Here is a 26,219-nt window from a genome sequence, read left to right as displayed (position 1 = left end):
ACCCCCAGGCCAAGACCCCCGCCACCCCGCCTGACCCAACCGCCGCCGCTGCCCGAGCCAGGAGCCAGGATGGTCTCGCCCACCTCCGAAGAAGACACCCGCAAGGTTCAGACGGCGGTCATCGGTCAGGCCGAGTCGGACTGGCCGGTGTTCCTGCCGTACGACCACGACGACTTCGACGGGTTCATGCGGGGCCGGACCCGCGACGACTTCTACTGCGGCGTCCTGCTCGGCGGCTGCGGCAAGAAGCTGACTCCGAAGCGGTACACGGAGAAGAAGTGCCACTTCGCGCACCGGCCGCCCGTGCATTGCCGCCGCACGGAGACCGGTGAGGCCAGCGCCGACCACCTCTACATCGGGCAGGCGCTGCGGCGCTGGCTGCTGCGGCAGGGATACCAGGACGCCGAGGTCACGTACCTGGACCCCGGTTCGGTCCACGGTGGAGCCGTCGAGGTCCGGTTCGGTCACGGCCGGTCCCGGATCATCCGGGTCCAGTTGGCCCGTCTCTCCCTCCGCGAGTGGCAAGAGACCCGCAAACGCCTCACCGACGGGCACACCCACGTCCACTGGGCGTACGGACCCTACTGCGGGCTCTCGCACAGCGAGGTGGACGCCGCCGGGCATGCCATCCGCATCTCCTGCCGCACTCAGGGCGATACCCGCGAGGTGTACGTCGGCACGCAGTACTCGGACAACAGCCTCGCGTGGTCGGCCCTCACCGAGTGCCGCCTGTCGAACGAGGGGATCATCACGCCCCGCCTCGACGCCGAACCGCTCGCGAGCAGTACGCCCGCTCCCGCCCCTACGCCCGTGGCCTTCCCGCTGGCTCCGGGCACCATCGCCTTCACCGCAGCGACCGAACTCCCGGCACCGCACCCTGACCCGGACGGCACCGCCGTACGCCTCTACGAGGCCGACCTTCAGCCGCTCGGCTCGGCCGTCGTCCGGGCCCGGATCACCCTGCCGCACGCCCACCCCGCCCCTCCTCCTCACCAACTGCACGTCATCTACTCCTCAGCCCACCTGCTGCCGCTCACCGAACCGGCCCCCTCCGAGCCCTCCTGGCTCATATGCGCCGACGGCGCCTCGCCCCTACCCCAGCAGACCGACTCCCGCTGGCCGGACCTGCGCCCCGCATCGCCGCCTCCCGACCCACCCCCACCAACGCCCACGACGATCGAACCGGCCACCTCAATACCCCGCCCCCTCCCCCTCGGTGAGGCCGAGACGATCCGCGTCTTCCGCTCAAGGCTGGAGCTCGTCGCCCGCGCCCGGAGCCTCGTCAACTGGGAGACGCTCGTCAGCCACGCAGGAGCGGCACCCGGCGACATCACTCCGGAAGAACGCGTCCGCCTCCTCATCGCCGTTGACCACCCCCGAGCCGACGGCAAGCCCGTGCTCTCGGCGCTCGTCAAACCCGCCCACGCCCCGGCGGCTCCCGCCCCGTACTTCGCCGACGTCCTCGCCGGCCTCGGCTGGCGATCCGACCTGTCCGAGGCGAAGGTGGCGGAGGTCTGGGAACGCGAGCGAAAGACCGCCTACGCCCTCGCCGAATCGGCACCCGCACGGCAACAGCCCTCGTCCGGACTGACAGAGGTGAAGGCCAGTGCCGGACACGTGCTGAACGAGGCGCAGCTCGTAGCCTCGCTCCGCGAGCAACTCGAAGCAGTCTCCAAAGGACGCGGCCTGATCAAGTGGTCGACCCTGCTCAAGAAGCAGCGCATCTCGCCGTCCACGTTGTCCGATCAGGACCGCGTTCAGCTGCTCGCCGCAGTGGACAGGTCCTACGCTCCCGGGCGTCGGTTGTTGTCGGCCCTGGTGAAGGCGGAAGGGCAGATCCCAGGCCCGGCCCCGTTCTTCGGCGACGTACTGAAGGAGTTGGGCTGGAGGCCCAATGCCGCCACCCCGACCGTACAGGCAGCATGGCGCGCCGCCGTGGACCCCGCCTATACACGGGGCAGACAGACCGTACCCGTGGCCCGAGCCGCTCCCGCCAAGGCGGACCGCGTGGCCTGGGGTCAGCTCGGGACCACCAAGGCCGCATTGGTGGTAGCCGTTCGGCGGGCGCTGATCGATGCCGCCCGGCGTCAGGTCTGCGTGGGCTGGCACACGCTCGCCGCTGCCGCCGGGCTCAAGCCGACGGACCTCACCGACAAGGCCAGGGAAGCGATCCTCGTAGCGGTCGACAGCCCGCCCACCTACGGGGTGTTGCTCTCCTCCCTCGTGGTCGCCTCGGAGCACACGCCTGTGCCGTACTTCGACGCCATCCTCAAACGCCTCGGACGGCCCCACGGCCTGCGCCCCATCGAACTGGGCCAGCTCCGGAAGACGGAACAGGCCCGAGTGTTCGCGGCCTACAGGGCTGCCGTCCACACCGCCGATGACCCGAAGGAAAGAACATGAGACCGAACCGTCGTCGCGTCGCAATCGGCATAGCCGCCACCGCAGCCGTCGTCACCCTGTCCGGTGCGGCGGGAGCAGTCGCCGGCGCCTATTTCGTCGCGACCGGCCCGACCGGCGCGCGGGGCCCGGCGGGGCCGGAAGGGGCACGGGGACCGCAGGGGCTTCTGGGCGAACAGGGGCCGCAAGGTGAACGCGGCGCCAAGGGCGACGAGGGAGAGCCCGGCGCCTCGGCCGAACCAGCCACCCTCGGCATACCGGACGCCAGCACAACAGGCCCCGATCTCTCCGGCGGCCTGCTCATCAGTTCCGGCACATGCCCGGTCGGAACCTCGCAGTGGGACACCATCTACGTGGGCCGCAGCTCCGTGCTCGGGTCACCGGGCGATGTCGATATGCGTGCGATGACGCTCTGCAAGATCTTCTGAGCGCCATCGCGCACGTCGCTCCGCTCAGGCCTCCGCCACGAACCCCACGAACCGCGACCACTCTTCACGCCCGAAGGCGAAGTGCGGGCGAGTCACGTCCTTGGAGTCCCGTACGCAGATGGCCTGGTCGGTGACGGCGACCTCCACGCAGTCGTCCCCCTGGGTACCGCTGTAGCTGGACTTGAACCAGGCGAGTTCCATCGTGCTCATAGCTCTCCTCGCAGTCGCTCCAGCAGACCCCGCGAGTCTTTGGGGTTCAGGGCCTGCGAGCGCAGTGTGTCATAGCACTGATAGAGGAGGCTCACCTCTTTTGCGTCGGTGATCAGACGGCCGTTCTGCTGCCCTTCCGAATACGCGAGCCGCCGCCGCTCCGGAGTCTCCAGAAGTCGCACGGGACCGTCCAAGCACGCATGGAACTCCGCGTCCAACGGCATCACTTGAAGCGTCACATTCCGTGGTGCGGTCAGTTCCAGCACATGGTCGAGCAACCCCCGCGTCACCTCACGCCCGCCAAGCCGACGCCGGAACAGGTGCTCCTCGACGATGAAGCTGAACGGCACGTTGGGCCGCTCGCGCAGCATCTTCTGCCGGTCCATCCGCGCAACGACCTGGGCCTCCAACTGCTCATCCGACAGCGGCGGAATGCTGTTGTCGAACACCGCCCGCGCATACCCCTCCGACTGCAACAACCCCGGCACCAGCCTGCACTCGTACGTGCACAGGCTCACCGCGACCTTCTCCAGCCGGGCCCAGCGCCTGAACCAGGCCGCCAGCCCCGCCTCGCCCCGCGTCAGATGCCCGGCCGCCTTCCGCAGCGCCCCCGTGTTGCCCAGCGCCTCCTCCGCGCGCTCCACGAACGACTCGTCGGGCATCCGTCGTCCCAACTCCACCGATTCCACGGTGTGTTTGGAGAACCTGACCCGCGCCCCGAAGTCCACTCGACTGAGCCCCGCGTGCTCGCGCAGGGCCTGGACGACGGCTCCGAAGGTCCGCAGACTGTCGGAGGGGTCGGGCTCGTGCTCCCAGTCGCAAGCCGTCACGTCGCTACTGTCCGTCATACGCGGCCACCTCCAGGTGCGTACATCCTCTGCGGTTTCTCCGCGATCGACAGCACCCAGAGTGACGGCAAGATCCCCGTACCGTCCACAGACAGTGCCCGTACGCTGACGTAGCGTACGGGCCGTGCTACTGGAACACACCCCCGCACGCCCGCCACGGTTTCCCCATGAACGCCTCCCCGCCACAACTTTGCGCTACCGTACGCACGTTCGCTCAGCGGCTCTCCTCCACTCGCCGCGGTGCCCGCCTCGCGCGGCTCCTGGCCGTGGAACGGCTGACCGCCTGGGGGATGTCACCCCGAGTTATCGAGCGAGCTGAACACATCGTCGCGGAGCTGGCCGCCAACGCCGCGCTGCACGGCCGCGTCCAGGGCCGTGACTTCCTGCTGGCGCTGACGCCGGACGACGCGACCGGCACCCTCCGCATCGCGGTGAGCGACACGCGGGGCGAGTACCGCCCTGCGATCCCCCCGGAGCGGAGCCCGGACGATGAGTCGGGCCGCGGGCTCCTCTTGGTCGACGCACTCGCCGACCGCTGGGGCACGGAGCCCCGCCTGCCCTCCGGCAAGACGGTCTGGGCGGAGATCGACCAGCCCGGCGAGCAGCCGAAGGCGGTATCCGGCCAATCCGGCGGCCAATGCCGTTGAAGGCGGCCAAAGGTTTTGAGTGACGGCGCCCGGTCGACCTAACCTCCGTCAACGGATCACAGCATCCCCGGTCACGCCACCCACTACTCGACAGGAGTGTGTCCCTTGCCTTTCCCGCCCGGTGACATGGTCGCCGCCTTCGGCAGACACCTGCACTTCAAGAGCCTGGAACAGGCTCTGTGCGACCGTCATCCCGAGCTGGCCGACCGGGTGATCTTCGACGACGCGAACCACCTGATGCACCTCAAGGTCACGTTGTCCGGTCGACGCTCGGTCGCTCTGGCACAGGTGCGCATGGGGTACACGATCGTCTGGGCGGTGATTGACCCGGTACTGGACAGTGAGCCGTCCGTCTGGCCTCTGGACACGCCCGACGAGGTGCTCGTCGACGCCCTGCACGCCGTGGCGTCGGCACACCTCGCCGGCGTACCGGTTCCTTCGCCGTGGCGCTGGAACGAGGGCGAGCCGTCCGACATGACCGAGCTGGCCGATCTCCTGGACGCCCGGGGTGTGCGAGTGCGGCGCGTGGCGGCCGGGAACGGCTACTTCCCGTACGGCCCTCGCCACTCGCCGAAACTCGACATCGTGGGCGGACGCGACGGCAGTTTCGTCGAGGCAGAGTTCCCCGACGCGTTCGTCCGCGTCTCGCTGAAGCCGGCCCTCGGCTGGCTGGTGGATGTGTACCTCGCGGAATGCGGGGCGTGGGGCCGCGTCGATCTGGGCTGGAACCTGTGGCGCAGCACGCGGCCCGGACCGGGGGTGCCCCGCGCGGACGCCTCGGTGGCGGACATCGCCGACGTGCTCGTCAAGGGCCTGAAGGCCTGGGACGTGGAGGTGCATGGCGAGCCAATCGGACGCGGGGAACCGGTTTCCGTCCAGCGGCGGTCGGAGTGGCAGGAGTCACTCTTCGCGGACGAAACCGCCCTGCCCGAGTCACTGGCAGAGGTCGGCGTCGATCACGGTCAGTTCGTCGAAGGACCCGCGCCGCGCACCTCACAACGCTCCCCCAGCCCACGGCACATCGCCGACGTGGTTCTCGATCAGCTAACGGCGTTCGGCTTCGGCGACGTCGAAGAAGGGGATGCCGAAAGCCCCATCCGGTCCGACACGTTCCACGTCGAATGGCACGACCGGGCGAAGAACCTGTCCACTTCCGAGGTGCAGCGGCTGAACGGGCTGGCCGCGGCGGCCGGTGAGGACGCGCCCAAGCGGCTCATCGTGATCACGACAGCCGGTATCAGCCGCCCCGCAGCGGCCTTCGCCGACACCGCCAAAGCGTTCGTGTTCTTCGTCGACCGCGCGGCGGACAAATTGATGGGCCTGAACTCACGTGCTCAGGAAGCCCTCTTGCCCCACACGCAACCGGCCGAGCGAGGGCTGGAGCCCTGGTAGTCGTACTGCCCGCGACGGTCGTGTCACAGCCAGGCCCGCGTCGAAAGGATCTTCAAGGGCCCTGGCCTGACCTCTGCACGGATCGGATCTGGTGACGCCGTCTCGCGGTCCGGCATCATGGCCCCCATGACGAACGGGGTGGATGTGCGCACGGCGGCGGCCGAGTTCGACCGGGCCGGCCTGGCGAACGTCGAGTCGGCTGCCGAGGACGAGCGCAAGCAGGTGCTGTCCCAGTTTCCGTTGGAGAAGTGGGCGGAGTTGCCGCTGGAGCGCTACGCCCTCGGGCAGGGCGCGCCGCCCGGGTCGGGGCCGACGTACTGCCGGCACATGGAGTTCGGCACTCCGCACCTGGGCAGTATCAAGGGCGGCAGTGCCGCGAAGCACATCATGTACCACCACAACACCGGGGAATGGCGGCTGGCCGCTCCGCTGAGGGGTATGGACCCGCAGGACGCGTGGGCGGAACTGCGCGGCCAGTTCGTCCGGGCCTTCGAGGCCGTCGGGGCAGGAGACTTCGAGGCCTTGGACGACCTGGAAGTGCTGCGGTACGGGCCGACGTTGGTGACGAAGTCCCTGGCGACCTACTTCCCCCAGCACTTTCTGCCGATCTACGCGGCCGAGCATCTGCGGACGTTCGTCGCGCTGCTCGGCGGCGAGGCACAGGCCGGCGTCCCCGCCTCGCGTACCAACCGTCAGCTGCGGGAACTCGTGCGGACCCGGGAGGAGTTCGAGGGCTGGACGGGACTGGAAGTGATGCGCTTCCTGTACAAGCACTTCAATCCCCGGCAACGCACCATCTGGAAGATCGCCCCTGGCGAGCGCGGGCGTATGTGGGAGGAATGCCGGCAGGGCGGGTTCATCTGCGTCGGGTGGGACGAGCTCGGTGATCTCGGCCAATACCAGAGCGACACGGAACTGCAGCAAGCTCTGGACGCGCACTGGCCGCGCAGCAGCGGCGGCAGCCTGACCCTCGCCCGCAGGCTGCTCGCCTTCCGGGACCTGGAGGCGGGTGACAGGATCGTCGCCAACCGCGGGACGGACGAGATCCTGGCCATCGGCAGGGTCGACGGGAGCTACCGCCACGACCCGGAACGGCCGGAGTTCCACCACGTCGTCCCGGTGGCCTGGGACCTCTCCCACGCGCAGAAACTGCCGAAGCCCCAGCACGGGTGGCGGTCGACCTTCGCCAAAGTCGACCCGTCCCTCTTCGCCAGGTTCACCGCACACAACACCGGCTCCGTCTCCGCCCCGGGTACGGGCCAGGTACCGGTGAACGCGCCGGTCGCGCTGCCCGAGGACGTGCAGACCGTATTGGACGCGCTGGAGCGCAAGGGTCAAGTGATCCTGCACGGTCCGCCCGGTACGGGCAAGACTCGGCTCGCTCTCGGCGCCGCCCTCGCCCTGGACGGTCGCGCGGACGTGCTCGGTGCTGGCGCCGACGTCCGCCAACGTGTCGAGGCGCAGGCGGAGATGCTGCACGGCGACCGTGTACGCATGGTCACCTTCCATCCCTCCTACGGCTATGAGGACTTCGTCGAGGGCTTCAAACCAGACCTGAGCGCCACCGGCCCGGGGCTCACCCTCGCCCTCGCGGACGGCCTGTTCCACAGCCTGTGCAGCCGGGCCGCCGCCCAGCCCGACCAGACGTTCCTGCTGGTCGTCGACGAGATCAACCGCGGTGACCTGCCACGGATCTTCGGCGAGTTGATCACGCTCCTCGAACTCGACAAGCGGAACCTGCCGGTCGTCCTGCCCGTCAGCAAGCGCCGCTTCTCCGTACCGCCGAACGTCCGGGTCATCGGCACGATGAACACCGCCGACCGGAGCATCAGCCATCTGGACGCCGCGGTTCGCCGCCGCTTCGCCTTCCTGCCGGTGGGCCCGGACCCGGACGCGGTGTCCGGAACCGTCGGCCCCTTGGACCTGGCTGCGTTCTTCGAGTCCCTCAACACCCGCATCGCCCGCCATCTCGACGCCGACCACCAGATCGGGCACGCCTACCTGCTGCGGGACGGCGAGCCGATCGCGACCGAGGAGGACCTGGCCGCGGCCTTCCACCACGAGGTGATCCCGCTCCTGGAGGACTACTGCCTCGGCCGGGCGGAACTGCTGCACCGCATCCTCGGCGACCTGGTCGACTCCGACACGGGGCGTCCGCGCCTCATGCCCCCGCAGGACCTGGCGGACGCGCTGGCGAGTGAGTTCACCAGCGGCGTTCCCGGCCCGGATGCCTGACCGCACCCCGGTCCGGCTGGGTGAGTACGAGTCGACCCTGCTGGAGACTGGTCAGCTCACTTCCCGGGACGTCGACCGCCTGCACTCACTCCAGACACGGGACTGCCTCACCCTGACCAGGGAGCGCACCGGGTGGCGGCTCAAAGCCGACGCGACCGTCGGAGTGCTGGTCCTGGACCGTGTCCGCGTGGTCATCACACCCAAGTTCGCCATTTCGGGAGAGCAGCTCATGAGCTGGCTCGCCTACGCCCTCGGCACGCCCGTCCCAGCGACGGCCAGGCGATGGGCCACCGGCCCTGACGGTTACGCCGACCTGGTCGCCGCCGCTCTGGTCGAAGAGTGTGAACGGTTGCTGCGGGAGGGACTGCGCCGGGACTACGTACGCCACCGGAGTATCGAACCGGTGCTGCGGGGACGCCTGGACGTCGCCGCCCAGGCCACCCGCCGCTACGGGCAACTGGACCAGCTGCACGTCCGCACCTTCGACCGGGAGGCGAACATCTGGGACAACCGTGTTCTGGGGAGCGCTCTGAAGGCAGCGCTCGGTCTGACCTCCAGTCCCGACCTGGCGCGTGCCCTGCACGGCGTCGCCGGCGCCTTTCCGCAGGCCCCGACCCCGGCCGCGGCGCTCCGCGCTCTGGACCACGCCACCTACACACGTCTGAACGCCCGCTACCGGCCCGCCCACACCTGGGCCCGTCTGCTGCTGCGTGGTGGCGGCGTGACCGAACTGCTCACCGACCAGGGCACCACGGCGGACGGTCTCCTGCTCGCCATGCCCGCACTCTGGGAAGCCGTCGTCCGCCGTCTCGGCACCGAGGCCGCCGGTCCGCGCGGAGGCCACGCCGTACCCGGCGGGAGCGGCGTCGGCATCACCGTGCGCGGAGACCTGGGCAACGCCTCGACATTCCGGCCCGATCTTCTGCTCAGCCTCCCAGGGCCCGACACGGCACATCGCACGCTGCTGCCCGTGGACGCCAAGTACAAGCGCTACGACCGCCACGGCGTGAGCGCGGCCGACGTCCACCAGCTGCTCACCTACAGCAGCGGCTACGCGTCCGCCGACGCCCCGACGGCCGTCATCGTCCACCCCCAGCCGGGCGGTTACGCCCAGCGAACCCTCCGGGTGCGCGGCCCCAAGGGCTTGTTGGGCACCCTCCACGTTCTCGGCATCGACACCCGCACCCCGCCGGAGCAGGCGGCGGTCTGGATCGGCTCAGTCTTGCGCTGACCACCACTCGTTGGCCGCGCGGCACCCGCACCCCACGATGCCCGCCTTCTTGTGCGGCTCGCCGTGGAGCAGGAACGCCTCGTGACCGACCGCCCAGAGATGTCCTGCGTGCCGCGGACCGGCGCTGCCCGGTCTCCGAGACCGACTGCGCCCACTCGTCGCCGAACGCCATCGACTCCCCCGTTCCGATCACCTACTCCTGGGTGACGTGAGCAACAGCGCCGAATGCGCACAGAGCTGCTGGCCGGCGCCCCCGAAGTGAAACGCCGCCGGTCCCGACGTCATGAGCGCCCGGCTTCCGCCACCAGGGCACGCCCCTCTATGACTACCCGTTCGAGCTACGTACACAAATTCGAACTTCGCTTGTTCTGTAACTACGTTGACACTGCTAACGCATCCTTGCCATGCTCGTTCACGACAACATGTCACCCCATCAGTCCACGCCGCACACCTTCGTCGCGCCCGGCACCAAGGAACCGAACATGACTCAGCAGCCCCCCGAGCCCTCTCCCGCTGCCTCCAGTTCCCTTCGGGAGCTCCTGCTCAGCCGCCTCGCCGACCCCAGCCTCACCCAGGCAGCGCGGGACCTGCTGATCGAACTGCTCCCGGAGGAGGAGACCGGGAACAGCGGAGGGCGGGCCGGTCCCGTCCAGCTCCGGTCCATCACCGCGGCCGGCTGGCGCGGTATCGGTCCGCGCACCACGCTCGAACTGCCGCCCGGGCCCGGCCTGGTGGTCGTCGCGGGGCCGAACGGATCCGGCAAGTCGAGCTTCGCCGAAGCCGCCGAGACGGCGATCACGGGACGCAACTCCCGCTGGGAGGGACGGCGGGCCGGTGACTGGCAGAAGGGCTGGCGCAACCTCCACAGCCCCGACGTCACCCCCGAGGTCGGCGTCGAACTGTCCGTGGGCGAGGGGGCGGAGGCCGTCACCGTGCGGCGGACCTGGCGCGGGGACAAGGTCGACGAGGCGCGGACGCGGGTCGAAGGACAGGACGGCTCGGAGCGGAAGCTGGAGGAGGTCGTCGACGCTGGGGCGCTGGAGCTGGCGAGGCCGTTCCTGCCGTACAGCGAGCTCGGTTCGATGATCAACGGCACGCTCGGCAATCTGCACGACGCCTTCTTCAGGCTCCTCGGGCTCGAACTGCTCGCCGAGTTCGACACTCGGGTCAAGGACGCCGTAAGCGAGTACGACAAGGCGGACAAGGCGGGGAAGGCACTCACCACGAAGCTCCTCGGCGACCTCTCCCGCATCGACGGCCCCAAGGCGCGTGAGGCAGCCTCGGCGCTCTCCGGGACCACCCCGGACCTTGTGCGAGTGCGGGCGCTGCTGGAGAGCCGTTCATCGGCGGCCGAGGCCGAACTCTCCAGGCTGCGGCGGTACGCGAGCCTCGCCGGGCCGGACCTGCGGGAGGTCGGCGAGGCCGTCGCGCGGCTGCGGGAGGCCGCGGCCGACGCCGAGGAAGCCCGGTACGGGAGCGCCGAGGACGCCCGTCGCCTGGCCCGGCTGCTGGAGGCGGCGCTGGACCACCGCCACCGCTCCGGGAGCACGGACTGTCCGGTGTGTGGCAGTGAGAACCGGCTCGATCGGGCCTGGGCGGAACAGGCACGGGCCGACGTGGAGCGGCTCCAGGCGGAGGCGGTCGCCGCCGAAGCCGCCCGGAAGGCTGTGGCGACGACGGTGCGGGCGGTCCACGACCTCGTACAGCCGGTCCCGGTGTGGCTGCGCGACGAGGACGATCCGCTCGTGTCGATCTGGCGGGATTGGGCGCTGTGCCGCGACGTCACCCATCCGCGGGAGCTCGCGGACAGGGCCGAGCGCGCGGCGGCGGCCCTGGACGACGCGTGCCGGCAGGTGCGGGAGGACCGCATCAGGCGGCTCTCCGACCACGACGAGGCATGGCAGCCGGTGGCCGTGCGGCTGGCCGAGTGGCTGGGCGTGGCGGAGGCGGCCGAGGCGGCTCGCGTCCGCCTCCCGCACGCGCGCAAGGCCCGTACCTGGCTGCGGCCGATCATCGACGAGCTGCGCAACGAGCGGTTGCGGCCCTTCGCCCTGCGGTCCCAGGAGGTGTGGCAGCGGCTGTGCGAGCACAGCAGCGTGAGCCTCGGGTCCGTCACCCTCGCGGGAACCCCTGGGCGCGGCAGGGTCGTTCTCGACGTCTCCGTGGACGACATGGCGGCCCCGGCGTACAGCGTGATGAGCCAGGGAGAACTGCACTCCCTCGCGCTCTCCCTGTTCCTGCCGCGCGCGACGCACGCGGACAGCCCGTTCGGGTTCCTCGTCATCGACGACCCCGTGCAGTCGATGGATCCCGAGAAGGTCGAGGGGCTGGCCCGGGTCCTCGACGCCTGCGCCCGGGACCGGCAAGTGATCGTGTTCACCCACGACACCCGTCTCGCACAGGCCGTCGACCACCTCGGCATCCGAGCGACCGTCCTGCACGTCACGCGCGGGAACGACTCGGTGGTCGCCGTCGAGACCGCGAGCGACCCCGTGGAGCAGGCTCTGGCGGAGGCCCGTGCCGTGTCCCTGGACCCGGGTGTACCGCAGGACGTGGCCGATCACGTGCTGCCCGCGATGTGCCGCAGGGCCCTTGAGGCGGCCTGCCTGGAGACCGCGCGTCGCCGGCTGCGCGACGAGGACGGGCTCGGCATCCGAGAGGTGGAGGAGCGGATCGGCTCGCTGGACCGCACGAAGACGTACGTGGCCCTCGCCCTGCTGGGCGACGAGCGGCAACACGCCCGCGAGGCCGTCGAACGGATCTGCGCCGGCGGCTGGGCACTGATCACGGCGTTCAACTCCGGCGCGCACACGCCCCTTCCGACCGTCGACAGCCGGAAGGATCTCGTGCGCCGCACGAAGGCGCTCGTCACGGCCGTCCGGCGGGGCGCGGGAGCTCAGGGCGCCGGAGGTGCCCGGTGACCGTGTCCCCGGAGACCCTCGTGACCGCCGCGGGCCATCTGCTGTCCCCCGGCCCCGGGACGGCCGGCGCGCTGACACCCGGCCTGCGCGCACGTGCCGCCGCCGTCCTGCTCCGCATGGCCCTCGACCAGGCCCTGGACACCTACTGGCTCGGCGTCACCCCGTCGATGACCCGGGTCGGCAAGCACCGCATGCTCTGCCTGGAGTGGTACGCGGGCCACGACACCGCCCGCAGGTGCCGTACGACCTGGTCGGCGCTGAGCGCGGCCTGCCACTACCGAACCGGTGAACTGCCGCCCTCCCCCGCCGAGATCCGCACCCGTCTGCTGGAGGTCACCGGCCTTCTGCCGGCCCTGCGGCCCGGAACCGGCACGACCCCGGTCATGCCGACGGCGCGCTCCTGACCGGGCCCACCGCGCGCAGGTCTGACGACCCTGGCCTTCGTGTTCCGGCTGGACCGGCGGACGATTCGGCTCCGCCCGCGGAACTCGCGCGCGACGAAGGCTCTGCCGCCATGCGGCGATCCGCCCGAACCGCACCCGCGTCCTGGTGGGGACCGGTCTGTCGGTGGTCGCACCTATCGTTCTCGTCAGACGGTGTCCGAGTGGGGAGTGATGTCCGTGGCCGAGTCCGCGACGTATCCGGAGTTCCAGTTGCGCCTGCCCAACGGCGACGGCATCGACCGGGCACGCGGTGCGCTGCTGGACGAGACAGGCACGAACGGAAGCCGAAGGTTCCTGATCCGCGCCGGATCTCCGGCCCGGGACCATGTGATGCCGTCACTCGCCACACACTTCAAAGCCCCGCTCAAGCGGCGGGAGGAACTGAGGGCCCAGGGCGTGCTCGTACCGTCGCCCCGGTGGGCCGGCTGGTTGGAACTGACCGAGGACGTCGTCGTCGGTTCGCCCTCGTTCGCCGCCGTCCTGCTTGTCGGCGCCCCACGCAACGGGTGGAAGGACTGGCGGACCGAGGACGGCGCGCCGTTGTCCGACTTCATGGCGGCGGCATGGCACGGTCCGAACCGTCCCTGGCTGGTACGTGGATCCAACGTGACCGGTCTGGACCTTGTGCAGAGGATGTGGCTCCCTGAAGGCCGCGTCACGCTGGCCGCCTCCCGCCTTCGGCAGGGGATCACGCAGGGCATCAGCAAGGACGAGCTGCGGACCCTGGTCCAGGAGGACTACGAGTCCACTGCCACCTACAGCCAGAAGCAGCAGCTCGTCGAGGACCTGCACGCCTTCCTCTCCCGAATGAAACCCGGAGACACCGTGTGCACCATCTCCGGCGGCCGGCTGTACGCCGGGGAGATCGCGGGTGAGGTCGAACAGATCGCGTCGGACGACGGACGGAGCAACCTGCGGCGACCGGTCGAGTGGGAGGCGACCGGCTATCCGTACGACAACCTGCCGGAAGAGCTCCAGCAGAAACTGTCCGTACAGCACGACGTCGTCGACCTCACCTCCGTACAGGCACATATCGAAGGACTCGGCCGGTCCGACCAGGAGCTGGCTGACGATGCGGAGGCCATAGAGCGGGACCCCAGCGTGGAGATCCCCGCGCTCACCGCCCGGCGCGAGCTTGAGCTTCCCGAGCCCACGGACGAGCTGGCCGCCGAGCTGCTCGTGCACGACGCGGAGTGGCTGCGCGAGGTGCGTGACCTGCTCTGGGACGACCGTCAGCTGGTGCTGTACGGGCCGCCCGGCACCGGCAAGACGTACCTGGCGCTCAAACTCGCCGAGTTCCTCGGCGGGGGCCCCGAGCAGGTCAAGCTGGTCCAGTTCCACCCTTCGTACGCCTACGAGGACTTCTTCGAGGGCTTCCGGCCTCAGGAGGACCCGCAGACCGGAGAAGTGGCCTTCCGGCTGACCGCCGGGCCGCTGCGTGAGCTGGCCGATCTGGCTTCCCGCGAGGGCAACCGGCACATCCCGCACTTCCTGATCATCGACGAGATCAACAGGGCCAACCTGGCGAAGGTCTTCGGCGAGCTGTACTTCCTGCTGGAGTACCGCAACAAGTCGGTGCGGCTCACCTACTCGGGCGACGACTTCGCGCTGCCGCCGAACCTCTTCGTCATCGGCACGATGAACACCGCCGACCGGTCCATCGCCCTCGTGGACGCGGCTATGCGCCGTCGCTTCGCCTTCGTCGAACTGTCACCGCGCACGGAGCCGACTCGCGGTCTGCTGCGCCGCTGGCTGGCCAGGGAAGGCAAGGACGCGGAGCCCGCCGATCTGCTCGACGCGCTCAACAGCCGTATCGATGAAGCCGATTTCCGCATCGGGCCCTCGTACCTGATGAAGAAGGGCGTCTACCGGGAGGGCGGACTGGAGCGGACCTGGCGAACGAAGATCCTGCCCCTACTGGAGGAGCACCACTACGGCGAGGGCCTGGACATCGAGAAACGGTACGGGCTGGCCGCGCTGCGGGAGTCGCTGGGGTGACGTCCGCAGTGGAAGCCGTGGATTCCGTCGAACTGGTCGAGCACGCGCCGGCGACCCGTCTCGCCCTGCCGGACGCCGTCGGCCGCGCCCTCGCCGCTTCCGGCATCGTGGACGCGGCCCCCGACCCCTACACGCCCGGGTTCTGGTCGCTGAGGGCCGGCAGCAAGGTCGGGGCTGTGGCCGTCACGGCGCCCGGCGGCGGCGAACCGGTCACCATTCGCGTCACGCCCAAGGTGCCCGTCGCCAGACTGTTCTTTCTGCTCGGCTACAGCCTCGATCCGAGCAGAAGTTGGCGGGACGAGGAGGTCGAGGTCGCCGAGCACCGCGATCTGCTGCCGGCGCTGGCCCACGCCGTGGAGCGGCAGGTGGACCGTGCCCTGCGGCAAGGCCTGTTGCAGGGCTATCGGGCGACCGAGGAATCCGCGCTCGTCGTCCGCGGCCGGATCAGAGAGGCCGAACAGATCCGGCGGCGCTTCGGTGCGATGCTGCCGGTCGAGGTGGCGTACGACGAGTTCACCACCGACATCGCGGAGAACCGCATCCTGCGTGCGGGCGTCGAGCGGCTCCTTCGGCTGCCCGGCGTGCCGCGCGACGTACGCCGCAGGCTCCTCCACCAGCGTGCCCGGCTGGCCGACGTGACCGCGATCGTGCGCGGGCAGCCGCTCCCCGACTGGCTGCCCACCCGTCTCAACGCCCGGTACCAGCACGCCCTGCACCTCGCCCGCGCGGTACTGGACGGCGTATCCGCCGAGCACACGCCCGGCGGGCTGCGCGTCGACGGCTTCCTCTTCGACATGAACAAACTCTTCGAGGACTTCGTGACGGTCGCCCTGCAGGAGGCCTTCCGAACCATGGGATCGGGTCACACCACCCGCCTCCAGGAATCCCACCACCTCGACGAGGCCGCCGCGATCCGCATGAAGCCGGACCTCGTGCTGTACGGGTCCCACGGCACCCCGTGTGCGGTCGTGGATGCAAAGTACAAGGCGGAGAAACGGGGCGGCTACCCGGACGCCGACCTGTACCAGATGCTGGCGTACTGCACGGCGCTCGGCCTGCGCGAAGGCCATCTCGTGTACGCCAAGGGGAATGCCCCGCACGCCGCGCACCAAGTGCGCCACGCGGGCATCGTCATCCATCAACACGCCCTCGACTTGGACCAGGAGCCCGCCGGAATGCTCACGGCCGTCGAGGGACTGGCCCAGCGGCTGGTGAACACCCCGCGCGTATGATCGACTGCGGAGTGTCCGTCCAGGGTAGGGAGTTCACCTCGTGCCGCAGCTCGCGTTCGCCAACAGTTTCTGGGAGAGCTACGACTCCCTGGAGAAGCCCGTCAAGGCCGGCGTACGCAAGGCGATGCAGAAGTTCCAGCTTCTCTCCGTGTCCGAACTGCACGCGGACAAAGGGCTCCACCTCGAGTCCGTACAGAATGCCCAGGACACCCGCATGCGGACCATCCGTATCAACGACTTCTGGCGCGGGGTGGTCCTTGCCCCGGACGACGGCAGCGATGTGTTCCTGCTCGTCAACGTCGTACGGCACGACGACGCGTACAGCTGGGCGGCCAAGCGGCTGTACACGACGAACTCCGCGACACGCGCGCTCGAAGTCCGCAACGTGGTCGCCCTCGAGCAGCTGACTCCGGCGCTGGAGAAGGCGGCTGCCGCCGCGGACTCCCTGCTCTTCGCGAAGTACTCGGACAGCGTGCTGCGCGAACTCGGCCTCGACGATCAGGTACTGCGTGCGGTGCGCACCATCGTCGACAAGGCGCAGCTCAAGGCGTTCGAGACACTGCTGCCGGAGGACCAGTGCGAGGTGCTCCAGTACCTCGCCGAGGGGTTCGGCCCCGACGAGGTGTACCGGGACGTGGTCGCCGTCCGCCGTCCGGCCGATGCGGGCCCCGACCCCGACGAGAGCCTCGCCGTCGCCATCGCCAACACCACGAGCCGCATCACCCTGGTCAGCGGTCCCGAAGAGCTGGCGGACATCCTGGAGAAGCCTTTCACGGCCTGGCGGGTGTTCCTGCACCCCTCGCAGCGCCGGGTCGCCTACCGGGTCTTGTACGGCGGCCCGGTCCAGATCACCGGCGGTCCCGGCACGGGCAAGACGGTCGCGGCCCTGCACCGTGTCAAGCATCTCCTCTCCCGCGTGCCCGACACCCGCATCCTGCTGACCACCTACACCAACGCGCTGGCCGGCTCACTGCGCGAGAACCTGTCGCTGCTGCTGGACGGTGACGAGGCGCTGCTCGACCGCGTCGACGTGACCACGGTCAACGCCTATGCCCACGGCGTCGTGACCCGGCTCGACGGCAAAACCCCTTCCCCCGTGAACGACAGGGAGGAACGGCAGCTGTGGCAGCGAGTCGTCAAGCAGCTGGGCCTGCCGTGGACGGAGCAGTTCCTGGCTCAGGAGTACCGGCACGTCATACTCGCCCAGGACCTGCGCACCGCCGACGCCTACCGCACGGCCCTGCGGCGCGGGCGCGGCAGCGCGCTGCCGTCGGCGCGACGTGACCAACTGTGGTCCGGTGTCGAACTGTTCGAGTCGATGCTGCGCGCCCAGAAGTCCACGACGCATCTGAAGGTGTGCGCACGTGCGGCCGATCTCCTGACCGGGTCGGCACCCACGCACGACCACGTCGTGATCGACGAGGCGCAGGACCTGCACCCCGCGCAGTGGCGTGTCCTGCGCGGCGCGGTGGCACCGGGCAGCGACGACCTGTTCATCACGGGGGACCCGCACCAGCGCATCTACGACTCGAAGGTGTCGCTCGGCTCCCTGGGCATCTCGGTGACCGGTCGCACACACCGTCTGCGCATCAACTACCGGTCGACGGAGGAGATCCTGATCTGGTCGACCGGCCTCCTGAGCCCGGTGTCGGTCGACGACCTGGGCGGCGAGGGCTACGACAACCTGACCGGTTACCGCTCACTCCTGCACGGCCGGCAGCCTCATATCGCCGGGTACGGCTCCGAACAGGCGGAGGTGGCAGCTCTCGTCGAACGCGTCGAGGACTGGATCGCCCAGGGCATCATGCCGTCGGAGATAGGCGTGTGCGCCCGCTTCAACGTGCTGCTCGACAAGGCCTACGACAAGCTGATGGCGGCCAAGATCCCTGTGGTCCGGGTCAGGGACAATCCGAGGCCTGGCACGGACGGAGTGCGGCTTGCCACCATGCATGCGATGAAGGGACTGGAGTTCCGCTGCGTCACCGTTCTGGGCGTGACGACAACCGCGGTGCCGTTCGCCCGCGAGGTGACACCCGCCTCCGTGGACGCGCTGCAGTACGAGTCGGATCTGCTGCGGGAGCGGTGCCTGCTGTTCGTGGCATGCACGCGTGCTCGGGAGGCGTTGGCGGTGACGTGGAGCGGGTCGGCCAGTTCGTTCGTGCCGTAACCGCATCGGCGTGGCGGGTCGGCGATGTGACGCTCTCCATCAGCCTTCCGGGGCGAGCGCGCCGTTACCGAGACCCTCCCTTGCCAGGATCGCCGCGTCCCGGCTCAGCTCCGCCACGCTCCGCGCTAGCTCCTCGAACTCCTGAAGCGCGCGGAACGCTGCCCCGTACCGGCGTTGTTCGGTGATGTCCATCTGCGGGATGCGGGCGCCCTTGCCGTCAAGACGGAAGGTGCCGCTGGTGCTCGTAGAGCGCCGAGTATTGGCCCCGCTGCGCAGGAATCCCTGGAGGTAGTCGGTGTCGAGCTGGTCGCTGATCGAGACCGGTTCCGGATCGCCGTACTCGACGAGCCCGGCTCGCGCGAGATCGGCGACGCTGACGGTAGGTCCGTCGAGAGAGCTGGGGCCTTCGCCTGCGGCCAACGCCGGCAGCAACTCCGCCAGGTGCCTCGCCTGCTCGGTCAACTGCCTTCGCAAGGTCTGGTATTCAGCGGCATAGTCGCGATGGGAATCACCGACATGACGGCCGGGAGTGAGATCCACAGCATCGTCGAGCAGGTCGATCAGGGAAACGTCCGCCATCTGTTCGGGGGCCGGTTCCAGGGAACCCTCCGGATCGCCCGCCGCCAGATCGACCATGCGGACACTGGTGACAGCATCCCTCGGGGTCAGCGGGCGACGCAGGTGCCAGAGGTGGACCGGAAGCGCATGTGAGGCCGCTGTACCGGACGGCAGGGCGGTGATCTGGGTCAGGACGCCCCGGCGTACGAGTTCGGCGCGGATACGGCGGCCCGCCTTGCGATAGGCGACCGAGGCGGGCAGCACCATGAGAACGCGACCGCCTGGCGCGGTGTGTGCATACGCGTGCTGCAGCCAGGCGAGTTCGCCTTCGGCACGGGACGGCGTGCCGAACTCCCAGCGCGGGTCGAGCAGCAGATCCTCACGCCCCCAGTCGGATTCTCCGACCGGGGGATCACAGACGACCAGGTCGGCCTTGAGGTCCGCCCACTGGTCGTCGCGCAGGGAATCCCCCCTGACGATGCCTGCCCCGACGTGCCCGGTGAGGTCGGCTCTCAGCTGCGCGAACGTGGCGCTGCGGGCGTCGGACTCCTGCCCGCAGCGCCTGGGGCTCTGCTGCGGACCAATGGCGAGCAAGAGAGAGCCGATACCGCAGGCCGGATCGAAGAGGGTGGCGTCAGGTGCCACCTCACCGGCGAAGTGGCTTACGGCACGGATGACGCGCGACGAGGTGACCTGGTCCGATCCGGTCCGGCGTACAGACTCGGTGAAGCGCTCCGCGAGGATGCTCACCACCTCTGCCGCACCATCGCTCTCCGCCAGGTTCCGCACGAGCCGAGCGATGTCCGCCGGAAGCTCCTGGGGTGCCTCTCCTTCCGTGAGGAGGCGGGCGACGTGGACGAGCCCACCGAGCATGTCGTCGCCGTAGACTCCGCGCAGCGCCTGCCACAGCTGTACCTCCACGGAGACTTCCTGGCCCTTGCGCTGCTTGTCCAGCCAGGCCCGCACCTCCGTCAGGTCGAACAGCGGACTGTTGGCGCCTCCGCCGCGAGGCGTGGGGAAGTCGTCGTAACGCCGCCGCCAGTTCGAGACGGCGGCGCGGGTGACGCCCGCCAGTCTGGCGATCTCAGAGCCGGTGACCAGCGGGCCGGCCTGGGGGGCGGGAGTGTGCGTCATACGGCAACCGTACACAGGGTCCATGTTGCTATCAATGCTAGATTTGTTGACGCCGTTAACAATCAACTGCAGGCACACTACGTGTACCTGATGTCGTAGCCTCGTCCAGGGCAAGGGATCCATACGAGCCGGCCGTGAACTTCGTGGGGACGACAGCCGGGGCGTCGTCTACGCCATCCGCTCCGTTCAGGCGCGGCAACGGCACGCCCTCCGGTGCGTCCTCACCCGATCCCCCACTCGGCGGGGCCTTTCACCCGAGGTCCTCCAGCAGCAGGTCGAGCGCCGCCTCCTCGTGCAGGGCGATCCCCAGGGCGTCCATGGCAGGGGCAAGTTCCGCGTCCCACACGGCCTCGGCGGGTGTTCCGACGAGGGCCACCTGGGGTGTGCCGTGCACCTGGGTGCGGGTCGCGAGGTACTCGTAGTCTGCTGCTCGCATACGCCACGACTCGGCTCCGTACCGCTGCGTGATCCGGTTGGCCAGCGCGATGCCGGTCCATTCGAAGTCACCGTGGTAGGCGAAGGTGCAGCCGGACGCCGCCAAGGCGTCGAGGAGGGTCAAAGCGACTGTCGTGGCGCTCCCCGACGCGCAGACCACGGGTGCTGTACAGCCGTTGTCGACCGCGGCCTCGACCACGCGCTGGTTCTCACCGACGTGGACTCAGGTGCCGGGCGGCGTCTTCAGGCTCAGCGTGCGCAGGTCGCGCAGGGTCAGGTGGGTTTCCATGTGGTGGCCGGCGCGCTCGCGCAGGGCCGCCTCCTGCCAGGCGCCGCCGCCGGGGCGCAGGCCGTACGTGAGCACCGCGCTGGACACCTCGTCCGGGGTGACCAAGGCCATGCGCCACAGCGCCCGGCGCGCGGGTGCGTCTGCGGGGAGCTCGACGCCGTGCGCCAGCGCGATGCCGCGGAGGACCAGCCGGGACAGCAGCGTGCCGTCGTCCCGGCCGTGGGCCGAGCCGGTGGCACGGGTGGCCAGTTCGCCCGCGGTCCCACGTCGGCGGAGTGGAGCGTGGAGCCGTGCCCGGGAAGAGCGGCGCCAGGGTCCGGACGTCCTGGGCGATGACGGTCGCTGCGGTCTTCGGGTCCTGGCGGGTGAGTGTGCCGCCACGCCGTATCTCCTCCAGCCACTGTCCTATCCAGGGCTGGGCGGACAGCGAGGTGGCTTCCACCTCCGTCTGAGCCGCTGACCGCACGCGGGCTCGTTCGGCCGCCGCCGCGTGACGGGCCACTCGGCGGTCGGTCAGGGACGGCCCCAGTTCCTCCAGTGTCGAGGCCGGCCCCGTGCGACCGCGCTGGTGCGCAGGCGGGTGTTCAGATCCGGCAGGCGGATCGTGGTGGTGGGGCCGGTGACCGGTCGAGCCAGGAGGAGGGACAGCGCCTCGCGCTCCTGTGCGTCCAAGAGCGCCCCAGTCGACGAGTTGACGGAGTGTGGCCGCGAGGGTCCGCCGCTCGGCCTCCCGCCCTGTGTCGGTGATCTTCCAGACGGTGACCCGAGCCCGGGCCGAGGCCCGCCTTGAACAGCCGGGCGTAGGAGGCCTCCACCAGCAGGCGGTATCCGAACACCTGCTGGAAGCGCTGGACCAGCCAGTCGGCGTGGCGTCGGATCAGTGAAAAGGTGTCGCTGTGCGGTCCGGTGCTGGTGACCAGGGGGTGGGCCAGCAGGAGCCGGGCGGCGGTGCGGCACAAGCCGTTCCGGTGTCGGACACCGTCCGCGCGGGGGTCCTCGCCGAGCCCTGGCAGGGGTACACCGTCGGGCTCCACGCTCACCACACCGGGAAGGGCGAGGTGCTCTGGCCGGCGCTGCTTCCTCCGAGCGGGATACCCGCAGCCCCTGCTCGGCTGCGGCAGGGACGGACACTCCAAGATCTTCGACGGGCTGCTCGCTGGCGACGCCGATCCGAGGCCGAGACCGGCCCCGGCACAGGCCCCGCCGAGTTGGACGCCCTCGAGGACGTCATGGCCGACGGTGAAGTGTCCCCTTGATCGTGGACTCCTGGAGACCGGGATCGCACGGGGCGACGTCGTGCTCGCGCTGCACCGTGCTCGCGTCGGGGAACGCGCCGCCCTTCCGGTCGATCACGCGCCATGACCGGCTGTCACGCGGAGCCACGGATCGTGCCGACGGCCCTCAGGGTGCGTACCGCCGCCCTCTTCAGCGCGGGGTTCTCGCGCACCACGCGATGCGCCGCCCGGAGCGGCTCACGACGCAGCCAGTGCAAGGCGGCGCCCGGACCGGACGTGCGCAGCACTCCTTCGTGGACCATCAGGTCGCCCGTCTTGAAGGAATCCTTGTAGGCGGCCTCGCCCCTGCCGAAGTCGATCAGCCGGACACCGGACGCGGCAGCGGCCTCGATCATGCGGAGATAGAGGATCCGGCCGGGGGAGAAAGTGGCGACGGTTCGGTCGTAGGAGGGGAACCAGCAGGAAAGGACCGTCCGCGAGCGCAGGCCGAAGTGGGCGGCGACCGGGCGTTCAGCGGCGTAGAGCACCGAGAGGACGCCCGAACAGTCCGGTGACGTCGTGTCGGCCAGCAGGTGCACGAGATCGCTGATCCACCGCTGGTCGAACGGGTCGCGGCGCCCGGTACGGCGGTAGTGGGCGGACTTCCACTCGACGAGGGTCCGCAGCGCCGCCGGGTGACGCTCGTCGTGGACGAAGCGCAGGGGCCCGAGGTGCCGTGCCAGGCGGCGCTCTTGGGCCCGGGTCGATTTCAAGAGGCTTCGCGAGTGGGCGCGCAGGTGGGTCTCGTACGCCGCGTAGCCATGCGTGAGGTCGACCACGGGAGACGCGAACCGGCCCGTGGCGTACGGGATGAAGAGGTCCTGGCCGCTTTCGAGGTGATTGAACTCCCAGGCGTTCAAGGAGCAGGCGCGCATGAGGTGGCGTGGGTCGAGGTCCACGTCGTCGGGGTGCAGGACGACGCCCTGACAGTCGGAGACCCCCAGACCGACCGCGCGGCCGTGGCCCCACCGACCCTGCTGGTAGGGGAAGTAGCCGACGGGTCGGCGCCCGTGGCGGAGCACCGCCACCCGGGCGTCGCGACGCACCCGGCCGACGGCCTGGGTGAACTCGGCGCTCATGAAGGGGTTGGCGGGGGCGGCGGTTGCGACGCGTCGTAGCGCGTTCCAGAGGTCGAGGTCGCCCGGCGTGAGATCGCCGGCGTGCACGATGTGGATGCGTGGAGTCGTCATGGAGGTCCCTGGTCCTGGTTTCGCGGCATCGCGAGCGATCCCACGGGGCGATGAGGTGCGCGATCGGTCGGACCGCGGGACGCCGCGGAGTTCGGCGACCCGTGCGGTACCCGGAGGTGACAGCGGCCCGTCAGGCGCCGGGGAGGGCCTCGGCGACCGGCCGCGCCGGCGCACAGCGCTTCGAAGGCCCGCGTGTCGTCGTCGGCACACGTTCCGGAGAACCGGCTCGGGTCCTCGGCCGGGACCGTGGACGTCGGCGCGAACATCAGAGCGCGAAGAAGGCGGAGGAGACCGCGCAGACCCGCGTGCACCATGGCCGAGAGACGGAACCGGGAACCGGTCACGGCGCGCAGCGCGCACACGGTGACCAGGGTCGCCGCCAGGTGGATCGCGCCGCCCGAGCCCCCGTGCACAGCCCTTCCCGTGGGGCTGGAGCCGGAAGCGGCGAAGGAGAACCAGCAGCACGCCGCGGCCTGCGCCCGCGCCATGGCGCCGGGATCTGGCGGCAGGGCGCCGGACCGGGAGGCGCGCAGACACAGCAGGGCCCCCGCGAGAAGGGCCGGAGCCACCGCCGGGAACGCGGCGAAGGAGGCGGTGCGCGCGAAGACCGGGTGGTGGTCGGCCACGGCCGGGGCCGTGGTGGTCGTGGTCGGGCCGACGGCCGGCAACGCTCTCGTCGCGGCCTTGCCGTGAGCGGCCAGAGGGCAGGACAGGGCGAGAGGATGCGGGTGCACAGTCATGTCTCGTCCATGATCGGCGAGGCGTACGGGCACGGCGGCCGGAACGGAGAGAACCGCGGAGGCGAACTTTCGGGCGACCGGTCATGCCGCCGGGTGAACCGCGAGAGCGGTGGCCGCGGACTCGACAGGCGACGACCGGCCCGCGAGCCTCACGACGGCCCCGGCGGCCGGGGGCGGCGAGACCCGTGACGAAGGTGTCCGACGCGGCGGAGAGCCCGGCCGAGCAGTTCGGCGACGTGGCTGCGAACCCTGGGCCGAATGTCCCTGACCGGAGCGCTCCGGCAGGGCCGTCGCCCGCGTCCGGTGTCGGTCCGGCCGAAGCACCGCCGTCTTGCGCGGTAACTGCGCTTGTCAGGCGAGGAATGGGAGGAACGCCGGTGTCAGTGGGTGCTGGCATGATCGCGGCATGACTGTTTCGCGCGGGGAAGAGCTCGTTCTCCGGACGGCGGCGGAGCACGGCGTTCCTGGGCCGGTCGCACAGGAGTTGCTCGCCGGGGCCCGACCGTGCCTGCACTTGGTCGCCTTCCACGACCTGACGCCCGCCCAGCAGGAAGAGGCCCGTCCCGCCGCGCGCACCGGAGGCCTCCCCTCCCTGCCGGACGGCGTCGACTGGCCCGACGAGCGCGACCCTCTGGTGCTGACCGTCGATTGCGCGGCGCTCCCTCGTGAAGCCCTGGACATCGAACTGCCGTCCGACGGGGAGCTGTTGTTCTTCACCCAGATCGAGTACGAGCCGGAGTCGTCGGTGGTGCTCCACGTTCCCGACGGCGTGCGGACCACGGAACGCTCGGCGACGTATGAGCTCGACGGGGAGGCGGAGCAGGTCAGGGTCTACCGGCCGGGTGTTCGGTATCCGGTGCCGGGGCTGACCGTCTCGCCCGACTGGCGCGACGGTCCGGCGACCGGCGCGTTCCTGGACGGTGGCGCGGACCGGGACGACGTCCTGGACGCTTTCGAGGACGCCGTGCGGAGTGCGGCAGCGGGCGGCGCCTCGCACGGAGTCGCCGTCCAACTGGGCGGTTTCTCCAGCCCTTGGCAGTCGGCTCCGGACGAGGGCGATCTCGTCCTCCTCGCGCAGATACACGGACAGTCGATCGACTCCCACGTCTACACCCAGACCCTGATCGTCGGCACCCGCGCGGACATCGCAAGGCGCCGGTACGAAGCCTTGCAGTTCGAGCAGCAGGTCTGAAAGGCCACCGGTCTCCCGGCCGGGGCCCCGACCCGGGTTCGTTCCGCCTACCGGACGGACTCGGCACGGGCCGCTGGCGGGGGGACCGGACGCGTCCCGTAGCCGTCGGTGAGATAGGCGTCCAGGCGCCGGCGACGCTCGGCGATGTGGCGCTCCTGCCGCGCGAGTTCGTCGCGGACCTGCCGGACGCGCGCGAGGAGTGCGGCGCAGTCGCCACCCGGGTGCTCGTCCCGGGCGCAGGGCAGGATGTCCCGGATGACGTCGGAGGACAGACCGGCGTGGAACATGTCCTGGACGAACGCGACGACCTCGGCCGACTCGGGAGCGTACTCGCGGTACCCGTTGGGCCGGCGCTCGCTGCGCAGCAGGCCCTGCTGTTCGTAGTAGCGCAGTGCCCGGCTGCTGACGCCGGTCACCTTGCTCAACTCGCCGATGCGCATGCTCCAGTTCACCTTGACCTTGACATTGACGTCAAGGTCTAGCGTCGGGACCATGATCACAACAGCGCACCTGCGCGACAAGTTCGCCGTCGTCACCGGCGCCTCCCACGGCATCGGGGCGGCCATCGCCGAGCGGCTGGCCGCCTCCGGCGTGCACCTGGTCCTGGTCGCCCGCGACGCGGGCGGGCTCGACGAGGCGGCCGCGCGGCTGAGCCGTCGTCACGGAGTGACCGTGCGGGCCCTTCCGGCCGATCTCGCCACTGCCGAGGCGCCGACGCGGCTGGCCGAGAGGTTGGCCGACGAGGGCATCGAGGTGGAGATGCTGGTGAACAACGCCGGTGTCAGCACGCGCGGTCCGGTGGTCGACGGCGATCCGGCCCGGTTCCGGTCCCTGATCAACCTCAACGTCAACGCCTTGACCGAGTTGACCGCCCTGCTGGTGCCCGCGATGGTCGCCCGTGGCCATGGAGCCGTCGTCAACATCGCGAGCACCGGCGGGTACACGCCCGCCCCCTATCTGGCGGTGTACGCGGCGACGAAGGCGTACGTCGTCTCGTTCACCCAAGCGCTGTGGGCCGAGACCCAGGGCACCGGGGTCCGGGTGGTGGCGGTCAGTCCCGGCCCCACGAAGACGCCGATGAACCCCCGCGGCACGCGGAGCAGCGAGGCTGTGGCCACCACGGTGTTGCGCGCCCTGTCGGGCAACGGGCCGGCGGTCATCGACGGCAGAGCCAACGCGCTGGCCGCTCTGCTGTTCGGAAGACTGCTGCCGACGCGCCTGTCCCTGGCCGTCGCGCGACGGATGTTGTCCTGAA

The 26,219-nt window shown here is 70.2% G+C and carries 21 protein-coding genes and 2 pseudogenes; 14 read left to right on the top strand and 9 right to left on the bottom strand.

Features of this window, described 5'->3' with window-relative positions; genetic code table 11:
* Window positions 1-69 precede the first annotated feature (69 nt).
* Complete coding sequence (locus KMS84_RS11990) at window positions 70-2,403, top strand: competence protein CoiA family protein (RefSeq protein ID WP_256916140.1); 2,334 nt, start codon at window positions 70-72, stop codon at window positions 2,401-2,403.
* Window positions 2,400-2,828 carry a hypothetical protein gene (locus tag KMS84_RS40915; protein WP_285893420.1) on the top strand — a complete coding sequence of 143 codons (429 nt, stop codon included), beginning with the start codon at window positions 2,400-2,402 and terminating at the stop codon, window positions 2,826-2,828. Before KMS84_RS11990 ends, KMS84_RS40915 begins: the two co-directional genes overlap by 4 nt.
* A gap of 24 nt (window positions 2,829-2,852) precedes the next feature.
* Here the strand turns inward: KMS84_RS40915 and KMS84_RS11980 are convergent, their stop codons facing one another.
* Entirely contained in the window at window positions 2,853-3,038 is a 186-nt protein-coding gene (locus KMS84_RS11980; protein WP_256916139.1) for a DUF397 domain-containing protein, read from the bottom strand.
* Window positions 3,035-3,886, bottom strand: coding sequence for a helix-turn-helix domain-containing protein (locus tag KMS84_RS11975; RefSeq protein WP_256916138.1), 852 nt, complete (start codon window positions 3,884-3,886; stop codon window positions 3,035-3,037). Before KMS84_RS11975 ends, KMS84_RS11980 begins: the two co-directional genes overlap by 4 nt.
* 167 nt (window positions 3,887-4,053) lie before the next feature.
* Here KMS84_RS11975 and KMS84_RS11970 point away from each other — a divergent pair, with 167 nt between their 5' ends.
* From KMS84_RS11970 to KMS84_RS11930, 9 genes are all read left to right on the top strand, one after another.
* Window positions 4,054-4,533 (top strand): ATP-binding protein, encoded by a 480-nt coding sequence (locus KMS84_RS11970; RefSeq protein ID WP_256916137.1) that lies wholly within the window; start codon window positions 4,054-4,056, stop codon window positions 4,531-4,533.
* A gap of 105 nt (window positions 4,534-4,638) precedes the next feature.
* A complete protein-coding gene (locus KMS84_RS11965; protein WP_256916136.1) occupies window positions 4,639-5,925 on the top strand; it encodes a hypothetical protein in 1,287 nt (428 codons plus the stop codon).
* 126 nt (window positions 5,926-6,051) lie between these two features.
* A complete protein-coding gene (locus tag KMS84_RS11960) occupies window positions 6,052-8,160 on the top strand; it encodes a DUF8426 domain-containing protein (protein ID WP_256916135.1) in 2,109 nt (702 codons plus the stop codon).
* On the top strand, window positions 8,153-9,391 hold the full coding sequence (locus KMS84_RS11955) for an McrC family protein (protein ID WP_256916134.1): 1,239 nt from the start codon (window positions 8,153-8,155) through the stop codon (window positions 9,389-9,391). Before KMS84_RS11960 ends, KMS84_RS11955 begins: the two co-directional genes overlap by 8 nt.
* Window positions 9,392-9,873: 482 nt before the next feature.
* Window positions 9,874-12,312, top strand: a complete 2,439-nt coding sequence (locus tag KMS84_RS11950; RefSeq protein WP_256916133.1) for an AAA family ATPase — start codon at window positions 9,874-9,876, stop codon at window positions 12,310-12,312.
* A 2-nt stretch (window positions 12,313-12,314) separates the two neighbouring features.
* Entirely contained in the window at window positions 12,315-12,716 is a 402-nt protein-coding gene (locus tag KMS84_RS11945) for a hypothetical protein (RefSeq protein WP_256916132.1), read from the top strand.
* Window positions 12,717-12,926: 210 nt separating this feature from the next.
* The gene (locus KMS84_RS11940; RefSeq protein WP_256916143.1) at window positions 12,927-14,753 is read left to right on the top strand and encodes a DUF4357 domain-containing protein; all 1,827 of its coding nucleotides are present in this window, start codon (window positions 12,927-12,929) and stop codon (window positions 14,751-14,753) included.
* Window positions 14,750-15,985, top strand: a complete 1,236-nt coding sequence (locus KMS84_RS11935; RefSeq protein WP_256916131.1) for an McrC family protein — start codon at window positions 14,750-14,752, stop codon at window positions 15,983-15,985. The genes KMS84_RS11940 and KMS84_RS11935 overlap by 4 nt, the downstream gene beginning before the upstream one ends.
* A gap of 40 nt (window positions 15,986-16,025) precedes the next feature.
* Complete coding sequence (locus KMS84_RS11930; protein ID WP_256916130.1) at window positions 16,026-18,152, top strand: UvrD-helicase domain-containing protein; 2,127 nt, start codon at window positions 16,026-16,028, stop codon at window positions 18,150-18,152.
* 39 nt (window positions 18,153-18,191) lie between these two features.
* On the opposite strand, the gene KMS84_RS11925 is transcribed toward KMS84_RS11930, so the two are convergent.
* The 6 genes and pseudogenes from KMS84_RS11925 to KMS84_RS11900 form a co-directional block, all read right to left on the bottom strand.
* Entirely contained in the window at window positions 18,192-19,844 is a 1,653-nt protein-coding gene (locus KMS84_RS11925) for an N-6 DNA methylase (protein WP_256916129.1), read from the bottom strand.
* Between the two features lie 250 nt (window positions 19,845-20,094).
* A pseudogene (locus KMS84_RS11920) lies at window positions 20,095-20,490 on the bottom strand (DUF2399 domain-containing protein); the annotation flags it as partial.
* A 12-nt stretch (window positions 20,491-20,502) separates the two neighbouring features.
* Window positions 20,503-20,949, bottom strand: coding sequence for a TIGR02679 domain-containing protein (locus KMS84_RS11915; protein ID WP_256916128.1), 447 nt, complete (start codon window positions 20,947-20,949; stop codon window positions 20,503-20,505).
* A pseudogene (locus KMS84_RS11910) lies at window positions 20,924-21,070 on the bottom strand (TIGR02679 family protein); the annotation flags it as partial. The pseudogene KMS84_RS11910 and the gene KMS84_RS11915, both read right to left, overlap by 26 nt.
* An 82-nt stretch (window positions 21,071-21,152) precedes the next feature.
* Window positions 21,153-21,602: a DUF2398 family protein gene (locus KMS84_RS11905; protein ID WP_256916127.1), complete on the bottom strand. Its 450-nt coding sequence runs from the start codon at window positions 21,600-21,602 to the stop codon at window positions 21,153-21,155.
* Window positions 21,603-21,937: 335 nt separating this feature from the next.
* Window positions 21,938-23,032 (bottom strand): GNAT family N-acetyltransferase, encoded by a 1,095-nt coding sequence (locus KMS84_RS11900; protein ID WP_256916126.1) that lies wholly within the window; start codon window positions 23,030-23,032, stop codon window positions 21,938-21,940.
* A gap of 312 nt (window positions 23,033-23,344) precedes the next feature.
* On the opposite strand from KMS84_RS11900, the gene KMS84_RS11895 reads away from it, so the two are divergent.
* On the top strand, window positions 23,345-23,725 hold the full coding sequence (locus KMS84_RS11895) for a hypothetical protein (protein ID WP_256916125.1): 381 nt from the start codon (window positions 23,345-23,347) through the stop codon (window positions 23,723-23,725).
* A 453-nt stretch (window positions 23,726-24,178) separates the two neighbouring features.
* Complete coding sequence (locus KMS84_RS11890; protein ID WP_256916124.1) at window positions 24,179-24,964, top strand: DUF1963 domain-containing protein; 786 nt, start codon at window positions 24,179-24,181, stop codon at window positions 24,962-24,964.
* A gap of 47 nt (window positions 24,965-25,011) precedes the next feature.
* Here the strand turns inward: KMS84_RS11890 and KMS84_RS11885 are convergent, their stop codons facing one another.
* Window positions 25,012-25,458 (bottom strand): MerR family transcriptional regulator, encoded by a 447-nt coding sequence (locus KMS84_RS11885; RefSeq protein WP_256916123.1) that lies wholly within the window; start codon window positions 25,456-25,458, stop codon window positions 25,012-25,014.
* Between KMS84_RS11885 and KMS84_RS11880 the strand changes: the two genes are divergently transcribed.
* Window positions 25,457-26,218 (top strand): SDR family NAD(P)-dependent oxidoreductase, encoded by a 762-nt coding sequence (locus KMS84_RS11880; protein ID WP_256916122.1) that lies wholly within the window; start codon window positions 25,457-25,459, stop codon window positions 26,216-26,218. The genes KMS84_RS11885 and KMS84_RS11880 overlap by 2 nt on opposite strands.
* Window position 26,219 lies beyond the last annotated feature (1 nt).

The organism is Streptomyces hilarionis, assembly GCF_024539675.1.
GTDB classification, from domain to species: Bacteria; Actinomycetota; Actinomycetes; order Streptomycetales; family Streptomycetaceae; genus Streptomyces; species Streptomyces hilarionis.
This window is presented reverse-complemented; position numbering and strand designations above follow the sequence as displayed.